The organism is Pseudomonas farsensis (assembly GCF_014268805.2).
Taxonomy (GTDB): Bacteria; Pseudomonadota; Gammaproteobacteria; order Pseudomonadales; family Pseudomonadaceae; genus Aquipseudomonas; species Aquipseudomonas farsensis.
Map to the genome: position 1 here is coordinate 462,501 of NZ_JABWRF020000003.1, position 17,672 is coordinate 480,172.

11 protein-coding genes, 2 rRNA genes and 1 pseudogene are annotated in these 17,672 nt (G+C 58.2%); 10 read left to right on the forward strand and 4 right to left on the reverse strand.

What is annotated here, in order from left to right; all coding sequences use genetic code 11:
* The first annotated feature begins 11 nt into the window (after positions 1-11).
* The 7 genes from HU719_RS18365 (at position 12) to HU719_RS18395 (ending at position 9,919) form a co-directional block, all read left to right on the forward strand.
* Positions 12-2,905, forward strand: a 23S ribosomal RNA gene (locus HU719_RS18365).
* A gap of 133 nt (positions 2,906-3,038) precedes the next feature.
* Positions 3,039-3,154, forward strand: a 5S ribosomal RNA gene (rrf, locus tag HU719_RS18370).
* Between the two features lie 274 nt (positions 3,155-3,428).
* Positions 3,429-5,072, forward strand: a complete 1,644-nt coding sequence (locus HU719_RS18375; RefSeq protein ID WP_186522024.1) for an acetolactate synthase large subunit — start codon at positions 3,429-3,431, stop codon at positions 5,070-5,072.
* Positions 5,073-5,393: 321 nt separating this feature from the next.
* The gene (locus HU719_RS18380) at positions 5,394-5,948 is read left to right on the forward strand and encodes a UPF0149 family protein (protein ID WP_186537192.1); all 555 of its coding nucleotides are present in this window, start codon (positions 5,394-5,396) and stop codon (positions 5,946-5,948) included.
* Between the two features lie 112 nt (positions 5,949-6,060).
* On the forward strand, positions 6,061-6,690 hold the full coding sequence (locus HU719_RS18385) for a glutathione S-transferase family protein (protein ID WP_186537191.1): 630 nt from the start codon (positions 6,061-6,063) through the stop codon (positions 6,688-6,690).
* A gap of 28 nt (positions 6,691-6,718) precedes the next feature.
* Entirely contained in the window at positions 6,719-8,734 is a 2,016-nt protein-coding gene (locus HU719_RS18390; protein ID WP_186537190.1) for a 2Fe-2S iron-sulfur cluster-binding protein, read from the forward strand.
* Positions 8,735-9,019: 285 nt separating this feature from the next.
* Complete coding sequence (locus tag HU719_RS18395) at positions 9,020-9,919, forward strand: LysR substrate-binding domain-containing protein (RefSeq protein WP_186537189.1); 900 nt, start codon at positions 9,020-9,022, stop codon at positions 9,917-9,919.
* Between the two features lie 370 nt (positions 9,920-10,289).
* Here HU719_RS18395 and HU719_RS23950 read toward each other — a convergent pair.
* Positions 10,290-10,364: pseudogene (locus HU719_RS23950) on the reverse strand (hypothetical protein); the annotation flags it as partial.
* 23 nt (positions 10,365-10,387) lie between these two features.
* Here HU719_RS23950 and HU719_RS18400 point away from each other — a divergent pair.
* From HU719_RS18400 to HU719_RS18410, 3 genes are read left to right on the forward strand one after another with little or no spacing between them, the layout of a single operon-like run.
* Positions 10,388-10,609 carry a hypothetical protein gene (locus HU719_RS18400; protein WP_186537188.1) on the forward strand — a complete coding sequence of 74 codons (222 nt, stop codon included), beginning with the start codon at positions 10,388-10,390 and terminating at the stop codon, positions 10,607-10,609.
* 39 nt (positions 10,610-10,648) lie between these two features.
* Positions 10,649-11,005 (forward strand): hypothetical protein, encoded by a 357-nt coding sequence (locus HU719_RS18405; RefSeq protein ID WP_186537187.1) that lies wholly within the window; start codon positions 10,649-10,651, stop codon positions 11,003-11,005.
* The gene (locus HU719_RS18410; RefSeq protein ID WP_186537186.1) at positions 11,002-11,412 is read left to right on the forward strand and encodes a DUF7878 domain-containing protein; all 411 of its coding nucleotides are present in this window, start codon (positions 11,002-11,004) and stop codon (positions 11,410-11,412) included. The genes HU719_RS18405 and HU719_RS18410 overlap by 4 nt, the downstream gene beginning before the upstream one ends.
* Before the next feature lie 989 nt (positions 11,413-12,401).
* Here HU719_RS18410 and HU719_RS18415 read toward each other — a convergent pair.
* From HU719_RS18415 to HU719_RS18420, 3 genes are all read right to left on the reverse strand, one after another.
* Complete coding sequence (locus tag HU719_RS18415; protein WP_186537185.1) at positions 12,402-13,652, reverse strand: ribonucleotide-diphosphate reductase subunit beta; 1,251 nt, start codon at positions 13,650-13,652, stop codon at positions 12,402-12,404.
* Positions 13,653-14,214: 562 nt separating this feature from the next.
* On the reverse strand, positions 14,215-14,346 hold the full coding sequence (locus tag HU719_RS23685; protein ID WP_264081753.1) for a hypothetical protein: 132 nt from the start codon (positions 14,344-14,346) through the stop codon (positions 14,215-14,217).
* A 150-nt stretch (positions 14,347-14,496) separates the two neighbouring features.
* Positions 14,497-17,373 carry a ribonucleoside-diphosphate reductase subunit alpha gene (locus tag HU719_RS18420; RefSeq protein ID WP_186521998.1) on the reverse strand — a complete coding sequence of 959 codons (2,877 nt, stop codon included), beginning with the start codon at positions 17,371-17,373 and terminating at the stop codon, positions 14,497-14,499.
* Positions 17,374-17,672 lie beyond the last annotated feature (299 nt).

Here is a 17,672-nt window from a genome sequence, read left to right on the forward strand (position 1 = left end):
TGGGGTTATATGGTCAAGTGAAGAAGCGCATACGGTGGATGCCTTGGCAGTCAGAGGCGATGAAAGACGTGGTAGCCTGCGATAAGCTTTGGGGAGTCGGCAAACAGACTGTGATCCAGAGATCTCTGAATGGGGGAACCCACTCAGCATAAGCTGAGTATCTTGTACTGAATACATAGGTGCAAGAGGCGAACCAGGGGAACTGAAACATCTAAGTACCCTGAGGAAAAGAAATCAACCGAGATTCCCTTAGTAGTGGCGAGCGAACGGGGACCAGCCCTTAAGCTGGTTTGAGATTAGTGGAACGCTCTGGAAAGTGCGGCCATAGTGGGTGATAGCCCCGTACACGAAAATCTCTTGCCAGTGAAATCGAGTAGGACGGAGCACGAGAAACTTTGTCTGAACATGGGGGGACCATCCTCCAAGGCTAAATACTACTGACTGACCGATAGTGAACTAGTACCGTGAGGGAAAGGCGAAAAGAACCCCGGAGAGGGGAGTGAAATAGATCCTGAAACCGTATGCGTACAAGCAGTGGGAGCCTACTTTGTTAGGTGACTGCGTACCTTTTGTATAATGGGTCAGCGACTTATATTCAGTGGCGAGCTTAACCGAATAGGGGAGGCGTAGCGAAAGCGAGTCTTAATAGGGCGCTTTAGTCGCTGGGTATAGACCCGAAACCGGGCGATCTATCCATGGGCAGGTTGAAGGTTAGGTAACACTGACTGGAGGACCGAACCGACTACCGTTGAAAAGTTAGCGGATGACCTGTGGATCGGAGTGAAAGGCTAATCAAGCTCGGAGATAGCTGGTTCTCCTCGAAAGCTATTTAGGTAGCGCCTCATGTATCACTGTAGGGGGTAGAGCACTGTTTCGGCTAGGGGGTCATCCCGACTTACCAAACCGATGCAAACTCCGAATACCTACAAGTGCCGAGCATGGGAGACACACGGCGGGTGCTAACGTCCGTCGTGAAAAGGGAAACAACCCAGACCGTCAGCTAAGGTCCCAAAGTCATGGTTAAGTGGGAAACGATGTGGGAAGGCTTAGACAGCTAGGAGGTTGGCTTAGAAGCAGCCACCCTTTAAAGAAAGCGTAATAGCTCACTAGTCGAGTCGGCCTGCGCGGAAGATGTAACGGGGCTCAAACCATGCACCGAAGCTACGGGTATCATCTTATGATGATGCGGTAGAGGAGCGTTCTGTAAGCCTGTGAAGGTGAGTTGAGAAGCTTGCTGGAGGTATCAGAAGTGCGAATGCTGACATGAGTAACGACAATGGGAGTGAAAAACTCCCACGCCGAAAGACCAAGGTTTCCTGCGCAACGTTAATCGACGCAGGGTTAGTCGGTCCCTAAGGCGAGGCTGAAAAGCGTAGTCGATGGAAAACAGGTTAATATTCCTGTACTTCTAGTTATTGCGATGGAGGGACGGAGAAGGCTAGGCCAGCTTGGCGTTGGTTGTCCAAGTTTAAGGTGGTAGGCTGAGATCTTAGGCAAATCCGGGATCTCAAGGCCGAGAGCTGATGACGAGTGCTCATTAGAGCGCGAAGTGGTTGATGCCATGCTTCCAAGAAAAGCTCCTAAGCTTCAGATAACTAGGAACCGTACCCCAAACCGACACAGGTGGTTAGGTAGAGAATACCAAGGCGCTTGAGAGAACTCGGGTGAAGGAACTAGGCAAAATGGCACCGTAACTTCGGGAGAAGGTGCGCCGGCGAGGGTCAAGGACTTGCTCCGTAAGCCCATGCCGGTCGAAGATACCAGGCCGCTGCGACTGTTTATTAAAAACACAGCACTCTGCAAACACGAAAGTGGACGTATAGGGTGTGACGCCTGCCCGGTGCCGGAAGGTTAATTGATGGGGTTAGCGCAAGCGAAGCTCTTGATCGAAGCCCCGGTAAACGGCGGCCGTAACTATAACGGTCCTAAGGTAGCGAAATTCCTTGTCGGGTAAGTTCCGACCTGCACGAATGGCGTAACGATGGCGGCGCTGTCTCCACCCGAGACTCAGTGAAATTGAAATCGCTGTGAAGATGCAGTGTATCCGCGGCTAGACGGAAAGACCCCGTGAACCTTTACTATAGCTTTGCACTGGACTTTGAGCTTGCTTGTGTAGGATAGGTGGGAGGCTTTGAAGTGGGGACGCCAGTTCTCATGGAGCCATCCTTGAAATACCACCCTGGCAACCTTGAGGTTCTAACTCAGGTCCGTTATCCGGATCGAGGACAGTGTATGGTGGGTAGTTTGACTGGGGCGGTCTCCTCCCAAAGAGTAACGGAGGAGTACGAAGGTGCGCTCAGACCGGTCGGAAATCGGTCGTAGAGTATAAAGGCAAAAGCGCGCTTGACTGCGAGACAAACACGTCGAGCAGGTACGAAAGTAGGTCTTAGTGATCCGGTGGTTCTGTATGGAAGGGCCATCGCTCAACGGATAAAAGGTACTCCGGGGATAACAGGCTGATACCGCCCAAGAGTTCATATCGACGGCGGTGTTTGGCACCTCGATGTCGGCTCATCACATCCTGGGGCTGAAGCCGGTCCCAAGGGTATGGCTGTTCGCCATTTAAAGTGGTACGCGAGCTGGGTTTAGAACGTCGTGAGACAGTTCGGTCCCTATCTGCCGTGGACGTTTGAGATTTGAGAGGGGCTGCTCCTAGTACGAGAGGACCGGAGTGGACGAACCTCTGGTGTTCCGGTTGTCACGCCAGTGGCATTGCCGGGTAGCTATGTTCGGAAGAGATAACCGCTGAAAGCATCTAAGCGGGAAACTTGCCTCAAGATGAGATCTCACTGGGATCTTGAATCCCCTAAAGGGCCGTCGAAGACTACGACGTTGATAGGTTGGGTGTGTAAGCGCTGTGAGGCGTTGAGCTAACCAATACTAATTGCCCGTGAGGCTTGACCATATAACACCCAAGCAATTTGCGCGTAAGCCGAATTGTGGTGGTGAAGACGCATGAACCGAAAGTTCGCGGCACACACAGATCACATATCCGAATTCGCTGGGCTGTTCATCTGAACGGACTGGCTACCGAATTTCTTGACGACCATAGAGCATTGGAACCACCTGATCCCATCCCGAACTCAGTAGTGAAACGATGCATCGCCGATGGTAGTGTGGGGTTTCCCCATGTGAGAGTAGGTCATCGTCAAGATTCATTTCGCAAAACCCCTATCTGCGCATGCAGGTAGGGGTTTTGTCTTTGCGGCTGAAAAAATTCCGCCATTACGCCCCGCGCACCGAGCTACCTCAACTACGTCTGGAAGGTGCGACAATTATTCCTGTTGGCGAACGTGACTTTCCCGTGCCTACCCTGCGTCAAGACTTAGGTTCGGGGCAACCCTAGCCCCTGGACAACGCGATGCCAGCGCACCGTGCTGCGCATTTATGGACCTTTCCCGTCCAATACAACTGAGGTAGATAGCAAGATGGCCAAGGCCGCCGATGTCGTTGTGCAATGCCTGGAAAACGAAGGTGTCGAGTATGTATTCGGCATTCCTGGTGAGGAAAACCTCGATCTGCTCGAGTCCCTGCGCAAGTCGAAGATCAAGCTGGTACTGACCCGCCACGAGCAGTCCGCAGGCTTCATGGCCGCAACCTATGGCCGCCTGACCGGCAAGACCGGTGTCAGCCTGTCGACCCTGGGCCCGGGTGCCACTAACCTGGTAACCGCCAGCGCCTACGCCTACCTCGGCGGCATGCCGATGATGATGATCACCGGCCAGAAGCCGATCAAGAAGTCCAAACAGGGCCGCTTCCAGATCATCGATGTGTGCGGCATGATGGACCCCATCACCAAGTACACCCACCAGTTCGCCTCGGCTGACAACATCCCGGCGCGCATGCGTGAAGCCTTCCGCCTGGCTGAAGAAGAAAAGCCCGGTGCTGTGCACCTTGAGCTGCCCGAAGACATCGCCGCCGAGCAAACCGACGCGCTGCCGATCCCGCGCAGCCTGCACCGCCGCCCGCTGGCCGAGCACGTGGCGATTGAAGCCGCTGTCGAGAAGCTCAAGACCGCCCGTAACCCGATTTTGGTCATTGGCGCCGGCGCCAACCGCAAGATGACCGCCAAGGTTCTCAAGCAACTGATCGACAAGACCGGCATTCCGTTCATCACCACCCAAATGGGTAAAGGCGTGGTCGACGAGCGGCACCCACGCTTCCTCGGCAACGCTGCGCTGTCGTCCGGTGACTTCGTGCACCGCGCCGTCGAAGCTGCCGACCTGATCGTCAACATCGGTCACGATGTCATCGAAAAGCCGCCGTTCTTCATGGTCCGTGGCGGTACCGAAGTGATTCACGTCAGCTTCCGTTCGGCAGAAGTCGACGCGGTGTACTTCCCTCAGGTGGAAGTGATCGGCGACATCGCCAACGCCGTGTGGCAGATCAGCGAAGCGCTGACCGACACCAGCCACTGGGACTTCACCCGCATCATGGCCATCCGTGAAGCCAACGAAGCCCAGATCGCCGAAGGTGCCGACGACAACCGCTTCCCGGTGTACCCACAGCGCATGGTCGCCGACATCCGTCGCGCCCTGCCATCGGAAGGCATCGTTGCCCTGGACAACGGCATCTACAAGATCTGGTTCGCCCGCAACTACAAGGCCCACAAGCCCAACACCGTGTTGCTCGACAACGCCCTGGCAACCATGGGTGCAGGCTTGCCTTCGGCCATGGCTGCGCACCTGGTATACCCGGACCGCCCGGTCATTTCGGTATGTGGTGACGGCGGCTTCATGATGAACAGCCAGGAACTGGAAACCGCAGTGCGTCTGGGCATGCACATCACCGTGGTCATTCTGCGCGATGACGGCTACGGCATGATCCGCTGGAAGCAGGCCAACATGGGCTTCACCGATTTCGGCCTGGACTACGGCAACCCGGACTTCGTCAAATATGCCGAAGCCTACGGTGCAAACGGCCACCGCGTCGAAAGCGCCGAAGGCTTCCTGCCGCTGCTGGAGCACTGCATCAAGACGCCGGGCGTGCACGTCATCGACTGCCCGGTCGACTACAGCGAGAACGACCGCATTCTCAACAGCGAGCTGCGTGAGCGCGCGCTGGCGGTCTAAGACGCTTTAGCAGTACACGCGGGGCAAGCTGCTCCCACTGCCGTGATTCGTTGAGTCCGGCAAGCGGGGGCGCTTGCCCCGTTGTGCTTTGCATACACCATCCGCAATAGCTAATTACTGCTCGTACCGCCTGCAGCTCCGTCACCCTCTGGTTCTTCTTCATTGACGGAGTACCAGGCCATGACCATAGCCTGAGCATCGCATCGCTAGCGCACGCTAGCGCAATGAAGCGCTGACAGTCATGTTCGTACCCGCAGCCGCGGGCGCGCTTTGCCAGGCGCTGTGCTAGGGTGCAGGCAAACTCGATCAGGACAACCGCCCATGCTTCCCCCGCTTAGCGAAAAAGAACTCAACCGTCTCGAAGACCTGCTGATCACCTACGGCAACGACTATTCGGTGCTCAACATCTCCGAACTCGATGGCTTTTTCACGGCTCTGGCCAGCTCCCCGGCCACCGTGACGCCCGAGCGTTGGCTCCCGGAAGTGGCTGGGGGCAAGGTGCCGAAGTTCAAGAAGCCCGCCCACGAAGAGGCCTACACCGCGCTGATGCTGCGCTACGCAAGCCAAGTGGCGCAGTCGTTGGCCGAAGACCTCGAAGGCTTCAAACCGCGGTTCGAACAAAGCGAGACCGAAGAGGGCACCACGATCATTCTCGAAGAGTGGTGCTTTGGCTATATGCGTGGCACCCAGGTTGCTGGGTGGCGCGAATTGCCGCCGGCGCAGGACGAACAACTCAAAGCCATTTCGCTCCACGGCCTTGAAGACAACTTCGAACTGCTCGACGCGATGACCTCTGATGAACTTCAAGCGTGCGTACCGCAGGTGACGCAAGCGGCCTGCAACCTTTACCGTTACCAGAAGCTGCAGCGCCACTGAAACCACTGGTATTGTTTCGCTGCAAGAAATTATTCATTGCTCCGGGCGCTGATTCTGCTGTCAGCCGAATCAGCGCAAGCTGTTGCTCAACCCCACCCCCGGAGCAACCGCCATGACCTCGCCCATCAAGCTCTACAATTTCCCCAAGTCCGGCCATGCCCATCGCATCGAACTGATGCTCTCGCTGCTTAACCTGCCGACCGAACTGATCTTCGTTGACCTGGCCAAAGGCGAGCACAAGCAGCCGGAGTTTCTGGCCATCAATCCCTTCGGCCAAGTGCCGGTGATCGATGACAATGGCACCGTACTCGCCGACTCCAACGCCATTCTGGTTTATCTGGCCAAAGCCTATGGTGGCGAGCACTGGCTGCCGCAGGACCCGCTCGGCGCCGCCCGTGTGCAGCGCTGGCTGTCGGTGGCTGCCGGCCCGCTGGCCTTTGGCCCGGCGGCGGCTCGGTTGGTGACGGTGTTTGGCGCGGCGTTCAACACCGATGAAGTCATCGGCCGCGCCCATAGCCTGCTGAAAGTGATGGATGCCGAACTTGGCAAAAGCCTTTACCTGACCGGCGATCACGCCACCATCGCCGACGTTGCCAATTATTCGTACATCGCCCATGCACCGGAAGGCAACGTGTCGCTGCAGCCTTATGCCAACGTGCGCGCATGGCTCGCACGTATCGAAGCGCTGCCAGGTTTCGTACCGATGCCGCGCACCGTGATCGGCCTGCAAACCAGCCTCTGAGCCCCCCCCCCACACGAGGAATGCAGCCATGCGCTCTCCCTGGCATGCAGGTGAAAAACAGTTGCAGCAACAGGTCGGCGTTGCCGAGCGCATGGAGGTGCTCGGGCAAAAGGTCATTCGCGACCACATGCCCGACCAGCACCGCAGCTTCTATCAGCAGTTGCCGTTTATCGTGGCGGGTGCGGTGGACCCAAGCGGGGTGCCCTGGGCCACACTGATCGAGGGTGCGCCAGGCTTCATCGGCTCGCCCGACCCGCAGCAACTGCTGATTGCCGCGAACCTGCCAGACGACGATCCCGCCACCCCCGGCCTCGCAGCGGGGCAGGGTATCGGCTTGCTCGGCATCGAACTGCACAGCCGCCGGCGCAACAGGCTCAATGGCCTGATTAGCGAGGCCTCGGCCGGCCAGTTGGCGGTGCAGGTCGAGCAGTCGTTCGGTAATTGCCCGCAATACATTCAGTTGCGCGAGTACAGCCGTGTCGACGAGCCGGCCCAGGCGCGTATCGACGCCACCGCGCTGGATGCCCACACCACCGCGATGATCGAAACCGCTGATACCTTGTTTGTCGCAAGCTATGTGGTGCACGAGGATGGCCAGCGTTCGGTGGATGTGTCGCATCGCGGTGGCCGGCCTGGGTTTGTCCGGGTGGAGGGCAACCGCCTGATCATCCCTGACTATGCCGGCAATCTGTTCTTCAATACCCTCGGCAACCTGCAGGTGAACCCTGTCGCAGGGCTGCTGTTCGTCGACTTTGCCAGCGGCACACTGCTGCAGGTGTCCGGGCGAGCGCAGGTGCTGCTCGACAGCCCCCTGCTCAGCAGCTTCGAAGGCGCCGAGCGGCTGTGGACCGTCGATGTGCAGCAGGTAGTGCTGCGCCCGGCGGCGGTGTCGCTGCGCTGGGCGTTCCGCGAGTTTTCCCCCACCAGCCTTGCCACTGGCACCTGGGCAGAGGCGCAGTTGCGCTTGCAACAGCGTGAACGCCAGCGCCAGTGGCAACGCTGGCAGGTGTTGCGTATCGAACAGGAGAGCCGCGATATCCGCTCGTTCTACCTACAACCTGAAGACGGCCAGCCGGTCACATTCGCACCTGGCCAGCACATCCCGGTGCGCCTGCAACTGGGCGCTGAGACGGCGCTTATTCGCACCTACAGCTTGTCCAGCGCGCCGTCCGATGGCCACCTGCGCATCAGCGTAAAAGCCCAGGGCCCGGCCTCGCAGCACCTTCATGCGCAGTTGAAGGTCGGCGACAGCCTGCAGGTGCGGGCGCCGGCCGGCAGCTTTACCCTTGATGCGCAGAGTACGCGGCCCATTGTGCTGATTGGCGCCGGCGTTGGCATCACGCCGCTGATCGCCATGTTGCGCGAGCAGTTGGCAACGGGGCAGGGGCGGCGCATTTATCTGTTCCATGGCGGCCGCTCGCTCGCCGACCTGCCTTTCCAGCAAGAGCTCGCTGCGCTTAAAGGCAAGGCCGGCGACGTGCTGTCGGTCTACCGGGCACTGAGCCAACCTGAACCCGAGGCTGTGCAAGGCCGCGATTACGAATTTGCAAGCCGCCTGGGTATCGAGCAGGTAAAGTCCACACTGGCACTGGACGATTACGACTTTTACCTGTGCGGCCCGGCCAGTTTCACCCAGGACCTGTACGAGGGCCTGCGTGGTGTGCACGTGCCGGATATGCGCATCCACGCCGAAGCCTTCGGCCCCTCGACCTTGCGTCGGCATACCGAGAGTGGCCAACCGGCGCTGCAGCAGCCTCCGCCCGCCAGCGACCCAGTACCTGTGTATTTCGCAAACTCTGCCAAGGAAGCGCGCTGGACGCCCGGCAGCGGCACTTTGCTGGAGCTTGCCGAGCGCCGTGGCCTGGCACCAGAGTTCAGTTGCCGAGGCGGCTCGTGCGGCACCTGCAAGACCAAGTTGGTCAGCGGCCAGGTGCACTACCCGAACCCACCGGCCGAGCTGCCAGAGCAGGGCACGGTGCTGATCTGCTGCGCCGTGCCGGCCCAGGCCGAGGATGGAGTGCTGGCGCTGGTGCTGGATATCTGAGCCTCGATAAGCGCATTGTGGATGAGCGCATTGCAGGAGAGCATTGCGCAGGAGAGCATTGTGGAGGAGGGCGATTGTGGAACAGGGCCATTGTGGCGAGCGGGCTTGCCCCGCGTTGGGCTGCGCAGCAGCCCCCTCGATTCCGAATATGAAGCGTATCTGACGCATCAGATGTGCGTGGCAAGCCCGCTCACCACGATATTTGTGCGCAGATAAGACCTGCCGCCCAGCACAAAACCTTCTACAAACCCCATAATCCATCGTCCCCCAGCCCAGGCGCCGCACATGGACCAGTTCCACCTGATGAAGGTCTTCGTCGCCGTCGGCGAGCTGGAAAGCTTCGCCGCCGCCGCCCGCCGCCTGGCCATATCCCCGGCTGCCGTCACCCGAGCCATCACCGCCCTCGAAGAGCAACTGGGCGTCAAACTGCTGCTGCGCACCACCCGCAGCGTCCGCCTGACCGAAGCCGGCGGCCGTTACCTGGAAGACACTCGCCACATCCTTGCCAGCATCACCGAGGCCAACGAAGCCGCCGCCGGCATCAACGCTGCGCCCAAAGGCGACCTTGCGGTGACTGCGCCGATCCTGTTTGGCAAGAAGTTCGTCATGCCCTGCATTGTCGGCTACCTGCAGCAATACCCCGAAGTAGACGTCTCGGCGTTCTTCCTGGACCGTGTGGTCAATCTGGTGGAGGAGGGCATGGACGTCGCCGTGCGCATCGGCCAGCTCCCCGACTCAGGCCTGAAGGCGCTAAGGGTCGGTAAAATGCGCCGCTTGCTGTGCGCATCCCCGGAGTACTTGCAGCGCCACGGCACCCCACGCCACCCCAGCGAGCTCCAGGGCCACGCCGTGATCGCCGCAGGCAGCCTGTCACCGCGCACCGACTGGCGCTTCGGCGCCCTCGACGACCCCACACTGATCCGCGTCAAACCAAGGCTCACCGTCACCAGCAACGACGCCGCCATCGCCGCCGCCAGCGCAGGCCTGGGCATCGCCAGGCTGCTCTCCTATCAAGTGGCCGATGAACTGGCTGCGGGGCATTTGCAGGTGATTCTCGCCGAGTATGAAGAAGCGCCCTGGCCGATCCATATCCTGCACCGCGAGAGCAAATATGGCTCGACCAAGGTACGCACATTCATCGACATGCTGGCTGAGCATTTGCGTGGGCATGAGCATTTGCGATGACGGTGGGTTGAAAGCATTTTCCCGCAGCGGTATGCTCAGGCCTGGACTCGCCCTTGACCATCTATATCGTGTTACGGCACGCTCTCATCGGCACTTGATGCCTTTGTCGGCAAGGGCGAGTTCTCTCACTTCCAAGTCAGCGCCAGCGCTACGTTGCTGGTTATCCGCTGCATCTGCGCAACGCAACTCCTTCCCCCAAGCATGAAAGCCTGCACCACGCCCGTAGGCGATTGCCCAGCGCTGCGCTATTCACCGAGAACAGGGCAGCGTGGGAGCGGGCTTGCCCCGCGATGGGCCGCAAAGCGGCCCCGATGGGCTTAACTGACTGGCATTAACCCGAAGGCAGCTTCTTTGCAGATCGCAGAGCCGATCAATCCCAGCTCAACGCCCCACCGGTCTGATACTCGATCACCCGAGTCTCAAAGAAGTTGTTCTCTTTCTTCAAGACTGCTGGACGATATACCTGAGATGGATAACGTATTGCAGCAGTATAGGCACCAAGGTGACGCGGGTAATGCAGCCTTCATTGGATTTGTGATTCAAAGCAATACTGAAGCGATGCAAACCATCGCTTCAACCCTCGGCAATGACTCCCCCCTGTTGGTGGTTATTGCTCAAGCCCTATTGAATCGGGGTGGTTCGAAGACGGCGACCACGGCCTCACATACGTCGACGGGGCAGTCAGAATAAACAACCTCAGTCGGTGCAAAAGCTGACTCAGAGGCTGGGGTGCCGCATAATCATCCCGTAAAAGTTAGCTCCGAATTGAAAACGGCGTCTAATGCTGCTAACTCAGCGGCGGACAATATTGATTTGTTCACCCCTAAGGATAAGCACAGCCTGGGCGGAGGATCAAAGTCGAAAGCGCGTTTCAGCACAAACGATGTACAGGAAATTAGAGATGTAATCAGTAATGGATTGCGTTCTAGCTCCGCCGCTTTTTATAATAATCCTGACCACCCTGGTACATTCAGAGTTGTCATTGATGCCGGCCGACCGATCGGTGTAAAAGGCCAGACTAAAATCAGGGTGATTGTGGGAGGAGATGGCAGAGTGATTAATATATTCCCGGTACACGAAAAATGACAGTGCTTTCAATTGATTTTGAGTTGGTTACCTTGCCGAAGGATATGTCAGGCTACAATGCTGCCGCATTCGTTGAGGGACCCCTTAGCTTTAAAATTGGAGGGCAGACATTTCTGAATATTGAGTATTGCTTGCTGCTTGAACTGGCGACTGTAATGTGGCGATGGTTGACCGCAGAAGCCGGTTCCGATTTTTACTACGCCTCAATGGATGAAGAGGAAGAACCCCTTCTGGCGCTGCGCTACTGCGAATCAAAATTGACTTATGTGGCCGAATCGTGCTGGGCGACAAACCAATGTGACCTAGATATCTCTCAAGAAGACATCACTGCATGCTTTGAGGCTTACATCAAAAACCTAGAACTTGTTCTTTACAATAAATGCGGATACATCTGGAATCGCGAGTAATTCACGCCTGGTAGCGGAAAAATATTTGAGAGCCTGAGCGCATTGAAACAAAAAAGACTGAACACCATACACGAGTTTGGCCACGGTATTTATGTGCCCTTAGAAGCGAGTAAGAAGGGCATGTTTGGCGTGCCGACTGCTGAGTTCGATGTTCAGGGACCTGGCAAGATTAATATTTATGCGCTAAAACCTGGACCCCAGGACCATTACTCGAGGGATTGAGAAGAAAGTCGTTCAAGGGCAGGCTAACTCCTGGGCGTTTCAGCAAGATGAATATGTTCAAGTCTACCGCTGCTGCTTTTGGAAAAAACTGGGGGCAAGCCAATTCATTTAAATCAAGTGATTTTCTCGCAGGGAGAGACAGTCATTCAACTGGACAAACAGGCTATCGACAGCCTGCCAGGAAGGTGGCAAATGGCAAAACTTCCATGTAGATGCTCCCATATTATCAACCTGATTAGCTCCCCACTTCGGAAGAGTTCACGCTCATGCCAAAAAAAATACTGTATGACCTGGCGGGGCGGGCAGAGAAGGGCAAGCATCTCTTTTGATGCATATCGATGCAGCCAGTAAAGAGGTCATTACTTGCCCTGCATGCGACCGGATTTGGATAAAAGTTTTGGGTTTAGTGGGCTTATCTTGAGGAAAAGGAATAAGCACCTCGGCTTAATCGCGGGTGTTTCTGTGATTTCTTTTTCTTTTTTGATGTGGTTTGTAGAGTAAATACCCCATAGCGCCACTGCGATTGCAGCGATTATTGTCATGATTAGCGAGCGATTTGAACTCTGACGTGCATTGCTTCTATTGTGCTCAGCGATCCGGCCGGCATATTACAATTCTTTTTGTGGCGCGTTAAATTATCTCGCCTTTTCTCCGAATCCATTGGCTCCTCCTGAAGATAGGTCAGAAGGTGTAAACCTTATTCAGGACGGGACACACCCACAAAAAAGGCCACCCGAAGGCAGCCTCTTTGCAGATCGCAGAGCCAATCAATCCCAGCTCAACGCTCCACCGGTCTGATACTCGATCACCCGCGTCTCAAAGAAGTTCTTCTCTTTCTTCAAGTCCATGATTTCGCTCATCCATGGGAACGGGTTGGTGGTCCCTGGGTACTCTTCCTTCAACCCGATCTGGGTCAAACGGCGGTTGGCGATGAACTTGAGGTAGTCTTCCATCATCGCCGCGTTCATGCCCAGTACGCCGCGTGGCATGGTGTCGCGGGCGTATTCGATCTCAAGCTGGGTACCCTGCAGAATCATCTGGGTAGCCTCTTCCTTCATCGCGGCATCCCACAGGTGCGGGTTTTCGATCTTGATCTGGTTGATCACATCGATACCGAAGTTCAGGTGCATCGACTCATCGCGCAGGATGTACTGGAACTGCTCGGCAACGCCGGTCATCTTGTTGCGGCGGCCCATCGACAGGATCTGGGTGAAGCCGCAGTAGAAGAAGATGCCTTCCAGTACGCAGTAGTACGCGATCAGGTTGCGCAGCAGCTCTTTGTCGGTCTCGACGGTGCCGGTGTTGAACTCCGGGTCCGAGATCGCGCGGGTGTACTTCAGGCCCCAGGCGGCCTTTTTGGCGACCGACGGGATCTCGTGGTACATGTTGAAGATCTCGCCTTCATCCATGCCCAGCGACTCGATGCAGTACTGGTAGGCGTGGGTGTGGATCGCCTCTTCGAAGGCCTGGCGCAGGATGTACTGGCGGCACTCGGGGTTGGTGATCAGGCGGTACACGGCCAGCGCCAGGTTGTTGGCAACCAGGGAGTCGGCGGTGGAGAAGAAGCCGAGGTTGCGCATCACGATGCGGCGCTCGTCTTCGGTCAGGCCGTCCATGCTCTTCCACAGGGCGATGTCGGCGGTCATGTTGACCTCCTGCGGCATCCAGTGGTTGGCGCAGCCGTCGAGGTACTTTTGCCACGCCCAGTCGTACTTGAATGGCACCAGCTGGTTAAGGTCGGCGCGGCAGTTGATCATGCGCTTTTCATCGACCGCAACGCGGGCCGAGGAGCCTTCCAGCTCAGCCAGGCCTTCGGCGATGTCGAGGGCATCCAGCGCGGCCTTGGCGCGCTTGACCGCGTCCGAGTCGGAGGCGGTGGCAGCACGCGCTTCAAGGGCGGCGGCACCGCCGGCGCTGTCGAGTTTGTCCAGGGTGGAGGCGGCTGCGGCTTGCGCCGGGGTGTTGGCCTTGGCAGCTACTTCGCCGTCTTCTTTGTCGAATTCGTCCCAGCTCAGCATGGTAATCAGCTCCTGCTTGAGGGTCGCCCCTGGGGCAACCGGTTGGATTTTAAGAATGTGATGCCTGACGCAAGGCCGTAACGGCGAATGGACAGCTAGAGAGGCTGACTCTCGTTTACATCTGAATGTGTTCTGGCTTGTGCCTGGCCGGGCCTCGAGGAGGGGCCAGGGCACTTGAATGGTATGCGGCCACGAAGTGCGGTGTAGCCGGGCGTTTTCACGCAGGCTTTTGTCACGCAACTGATCATTGGCTGACCCTTTTTCAGAGGGGGCGGAGTATACCGGAATTCGCGTTGGATCGGGGCGTGAGTCTTACCGGCGAGGGTAAATTTTCGACCCGGTTTGCGTGCATCCGTTCACGAATTTCAGGGTGGTTTCTGTGGGGTGGGAGTTTAGCGGCAAAACGGGAGGTGTACTACATGTTGTGTGTGATTATTTTGTAATCCACATGATGTAGTGATTTTACAGGCACTGAAACGGCGGGCCAGCGGCTATGGACACCGCACAAGGCACAAGGGCGATGGCGGCGCCTGCAGCCGCTGGCTTACCGATCAGTTGGGCGTTAACTGCAGCGCTTGCGCAGCGTTTCGACTACGTGGTTCTTGGGATGTTTGCGCGCTTCTTCGACCGAGGTAAAGCGGCCGGTTTCGGCGTTGCGGCCAATCTTGCGAGTAACGGCTTTTTTGCGTGCCATGGGGTACACCCTTGTTGAGAGATTGTGCCTTTTTACCGAGCCGTGCGAATGGCTGGCAAAAGGGCAAGGTTTCTCGGGGGGGCGCATGCAAAAAAGCCGCAAGCGGCGCCCGGGGGCACGGCTTGCGGCATATGGGGTGCTACGAATGCCTTATTGGCAGGCTTCGCAATCCGGCTCGTCGATGGCACATGCCTTCGGTACGGGGGCAGGGCCTGCGGCCTGCAGCGGGGCACTGTCGCCGCCGCTGGATACCGCGTTCAGCTTACCGGTGTTGATGGTCGACTTCTCGGTGCTGGTCGCCGCCAGGGCACGGAGGTAGTAGGTGGTTTTCAGGCCACGGTACCAAGCCATGCGGTAGGTCACGTCCAGCTTCTTGCCCGACGCGCCAGCGATGTACAGGTTCAGCGACTGTGCCTGGTCGATCCACTTCTGGCGACGCGAGGCGGCGTCGACGATCCACTTGGTCTCGACTTCGAACGCGGTGGCGTAGAGGTCTTTGAGCTCTTGTGGAATGCGCTCGATCTGCTGCACCGAACCGTCGTAGTACTTCAGGTCGTTGATCATGACCGAGTCCCACAGGCCGCGGGCCTTGAGGTCGCGAACCAGGTACGGGTTGATCACGGTGAACTCGCCCGACAGGTTCGATTTCACGTACAGGTTCTGGTAGGTCGGCTCGATGGACTGCGATACGCCGGTAATGTTGGCGATGGTCGCGGTCGGCGCGATGGCCATGATGTTCGAGTTACGAATACCTTTTTGTACACGCTCGCGCACCGGTGCCCAGTCCAGGCTCTCGGTCAGGTCGACGTCGATGTACTTCTGGCCACGGGCTTCGATCAGGATCTGTTGCGAATCCAGCGGCAGGATGCCCTTGGACCACAGCGAACCCTGGAACGTCTCGTAGGCGCCACGCTCATCGGCCAGGTCGCACGAAGCCTGGATGGCGAAGTAGCTCACCGCCTCCATGGACTTGTCGGCGAACTCGACGGCAGCGTCGGAACCGTAGGCGATGTGCTGCAGGTACAGTGCGTCCTGGAAGCCCATGATGCCCAGGCCCACAGGGCGGTGCTTCATGTTCGAGTTGCGCGCTTGCGGCACCGAGTAGTAGTTGATGTCGATCACGTTGTCGAGCATGCGCACGGCAGTGTTGACGGTGCGTTGCAGCTTGGCGGTGTCCAGCTTGCCGTCGACGATGTGGTTCGGCAGGTTGATCGAGCCCAGGTTGCAGACCGCGATCTCGTCCTTGTTGGTGTTCAAGGTGATTTCGGTGCACAGGTTCGAGCTGTGTACCACGCCCACGTGCTGCTGCGGGCTACGCAGGTTGCACGGGTCCTTGAAGGTCAGCCAAGGGTGGCCGGTTTCGAACAGCATCGACAGCATCTTGCGCCACAGGTCTTTGGCCTGGATGGTCTTGAATACCTTGATCTTGTTGTACTCGGTCAGGGCTTCGTAGTACTCGTAGCGCTCTTCGAAGGCCTTGCCGGTCAGGTCGTGCAGATCAGGGACTTCGTTCGGCGAGAACAGGGTCCACTTGCCGTCATCGAAGACGCGCTTCATGAACAGGTCAGGGATCCAGTTGGCGGTGTTCATGTCGTGGGTACGACGACGGTCATCACCGGTGTTCTTGCGCAGCTCGATGAACTCTTCGATGTCCAGGTGCCAGGTTTCCAGGTAGGCGCAGACCGCACCTTTGCGCTTGCCACCTTGGTTGACGGCAACGGCGGTGTCGTTGACCACTTTGAGGAACGGCACGACACCTTGGGATTTACCGTTGGTGCCCTTGATGTACGAGCCCAGCGCACGCACTGGCGTCCAGTCGTTGCCCAGGCCACCGGCGAATTTCGACAGCATGGCGTTGTCGTGGATCGCGTGGTAGATGCCCGACAGGTCGTCCGGCACGGTGGTCAGGTAGCAGCTCGACAGCTGCGGGCGCAGGGTGCCGGCGTTGAACAGGGTCGGGGTCGAGGCCATGTAGTCGAAGGACGACAACAGGTTGTAGAACTCGATCGCACGGGCTTCCTTGTCTTTCTCTTCCAGCGCCAGGCCCATGGCCACACGCATGAAGAACACCTGTGGCAGCTCGAAGCGCACGCCATCCTTGTGGATGAAGTAGCGGTCGTACAGGGTCTGCAGGCCCAGGTAGGTGAACTGCTGGTCACGCTCGTGGTTGATTGCCTTGCCCAGGCGCTCCAGGTCGTAGCCCTTGAGTGCCGGGTCGAGCAGCTCGAACTGCACGCCTTTTTCGACGTAGGCCGGCAGCGCTTTTGCGTACAGGTCGGCCATTTCGTGGTGGGTTGCGCTGTCGGCAACACCCAGGAAGCCCAGGCCTTCGGCACGCAGGGTGTCCATCAGCAGGCGGGCGGTGACGAACGAATAGTTCGGCTCACGCTCGACCAGGGTACGGGCGGTCATGACCAAGGCGGTGTTGACGTCTTTGAGGGCAACGCCGTCGTACAGGTTCTTCAGGGTTTCGCGCTGGATCAGCTCGCCATCGACTTCGGCCAGGCCTTCGCAGGCTTCGGTGATGATGGTGTTCATGCGCGCCATGTCCAGCGGCGCCATGCTGCCGTCGGCCAGAGTGATGCGGATGCTTGGGTGCGGCTCGACAACCGAATCGGCGTTGCTGCGGGTAGCACGCTCTTTGGCGCGCTGGTCGCGGTAGATGACGTAGTCACGGGCGACTTTCTGCTCGCCGGCACGCATCAGGGCCAGTTCGACCTGGTCCTGGATTTCTTCGATGTGGATGGTGCCGCCCGATGGCATGCGACGCTTGAACGTGGCAGTGACCTGCTCGGTCAGGCGCGCGACGGTGTCGTGGATGCGCGACGAAGCAGCGGCAGTGCCGCCTTCAACTGCGAGGAACGCCTTGGTGATGGCAACGGTGATCTTGTCGTCGGTGTAAGGGACGACAGTGCCGTTGCGCTTGATCACACGCAGTTGGCCCGGAGCGGTGGCAGCCAGATCCTGGTTGGATTCGGCCTGCGGCGCCAAAGCCTGCGGGTTCTCGCGAGTTGTGTCGGTTTGCATCGGTGGGTGTCTCCACAATTTCAATAGTTTCAGGCGCCTTTTGGGCACCTACCGTTCCATCCGTCAGACGTGTGGCCGGGGCGGGGACGCGCAAAATGCATGCATCCGCCGCTCGGGCTTGCCGACTTCGGGACAGACTCAGGAATAAATGGCAGTACAACTGCCGCTCCCTGGCCGAAGTCAAAGGTCCCGGGCCAGGCCCGGAAACTGTTGCTCATAAGTGCGAGGCAATGCCTGCAACACTCATACCCGAACAAGGCCCTGGCGGGCTTGCCTCGGTCGCCTCCGCAGGAGCGGTT

Excerpts from the sequence above, each read along its gene's own strand:
- HU719_RS18375 (WP_186522024.1), top strand. The coding sequence starts at position 3,429 with ATGGCCAAGGCCGCCGATGTCGTTGTGCAATGCCTGGAAAACGAAGGT.
- HU719_RS18380 (WP_186537192.1), top strand. The coding sequence starts at position 5,394 with ATGCTTCCCCCGCTTAGCGAAAAAGAACTCAACCGTCTCGAAGACCTG.
- HU719_RS18385 (WP_186537191.1), top strand. The coding sequence starts at position 6,061 with ATGACCTCGCCCATCAAGCTCTACAATTTCCCCAAGTCCGGCCATGCC.
- HU719_RS18390 (WP_186537190.1), top strand. The coding sequence starts at position 6,719 with ATGCGCTCTCCCTGGCATGCAGGTGAAAAACAGTTGCAGCAACAGGTC.
- HU719_RS18395 (WP_186537189.1), top strand. The coding sequence starts at position 9,020 with ATGGACCAGTTCCACCTGATGAAGGTCTTCGTCGCCGTCGGCGAGCTG.
- HU719_RS18400 (WP_186537188.1), top strand. The coding sequence starts at position 10,388 with ATGGATAACGTATTGCAGCAGTATAGGCACCAAGGTGACGCGGGTAAT.
- HU719_RS18410 (WP_186537186.1), top strand. The coding sequence starts at position 11,002 with ATGACAGTGCTTTCAATTGATTTTGAGTTGGTTACCTTGCCGAAGGAT.
- HU719_RS18415 (WP_186537185.1), bottom strand. The coding sequence starts at position 13,652 with ATGCTGAGCTGGGACGAATTCGACAAAGAAGACGGCGAAGTAGCTGCC.
- HU719_RS23685 (WP_264081753.1), bottom strand. The coding sequence starts at position 14,346 with ATGGCACGCAAAAAAGCCGTTACTCGCAAGATTGGCCGCAACGCCGAA.
- HU719_RS18420 (WP_186521998.1), bottom strand. The coding sequence starts at position 17,373 with ATGCAAACCGACACAACTCGCGAGAACCCGCAGGCTTTGGCGCCGCAG.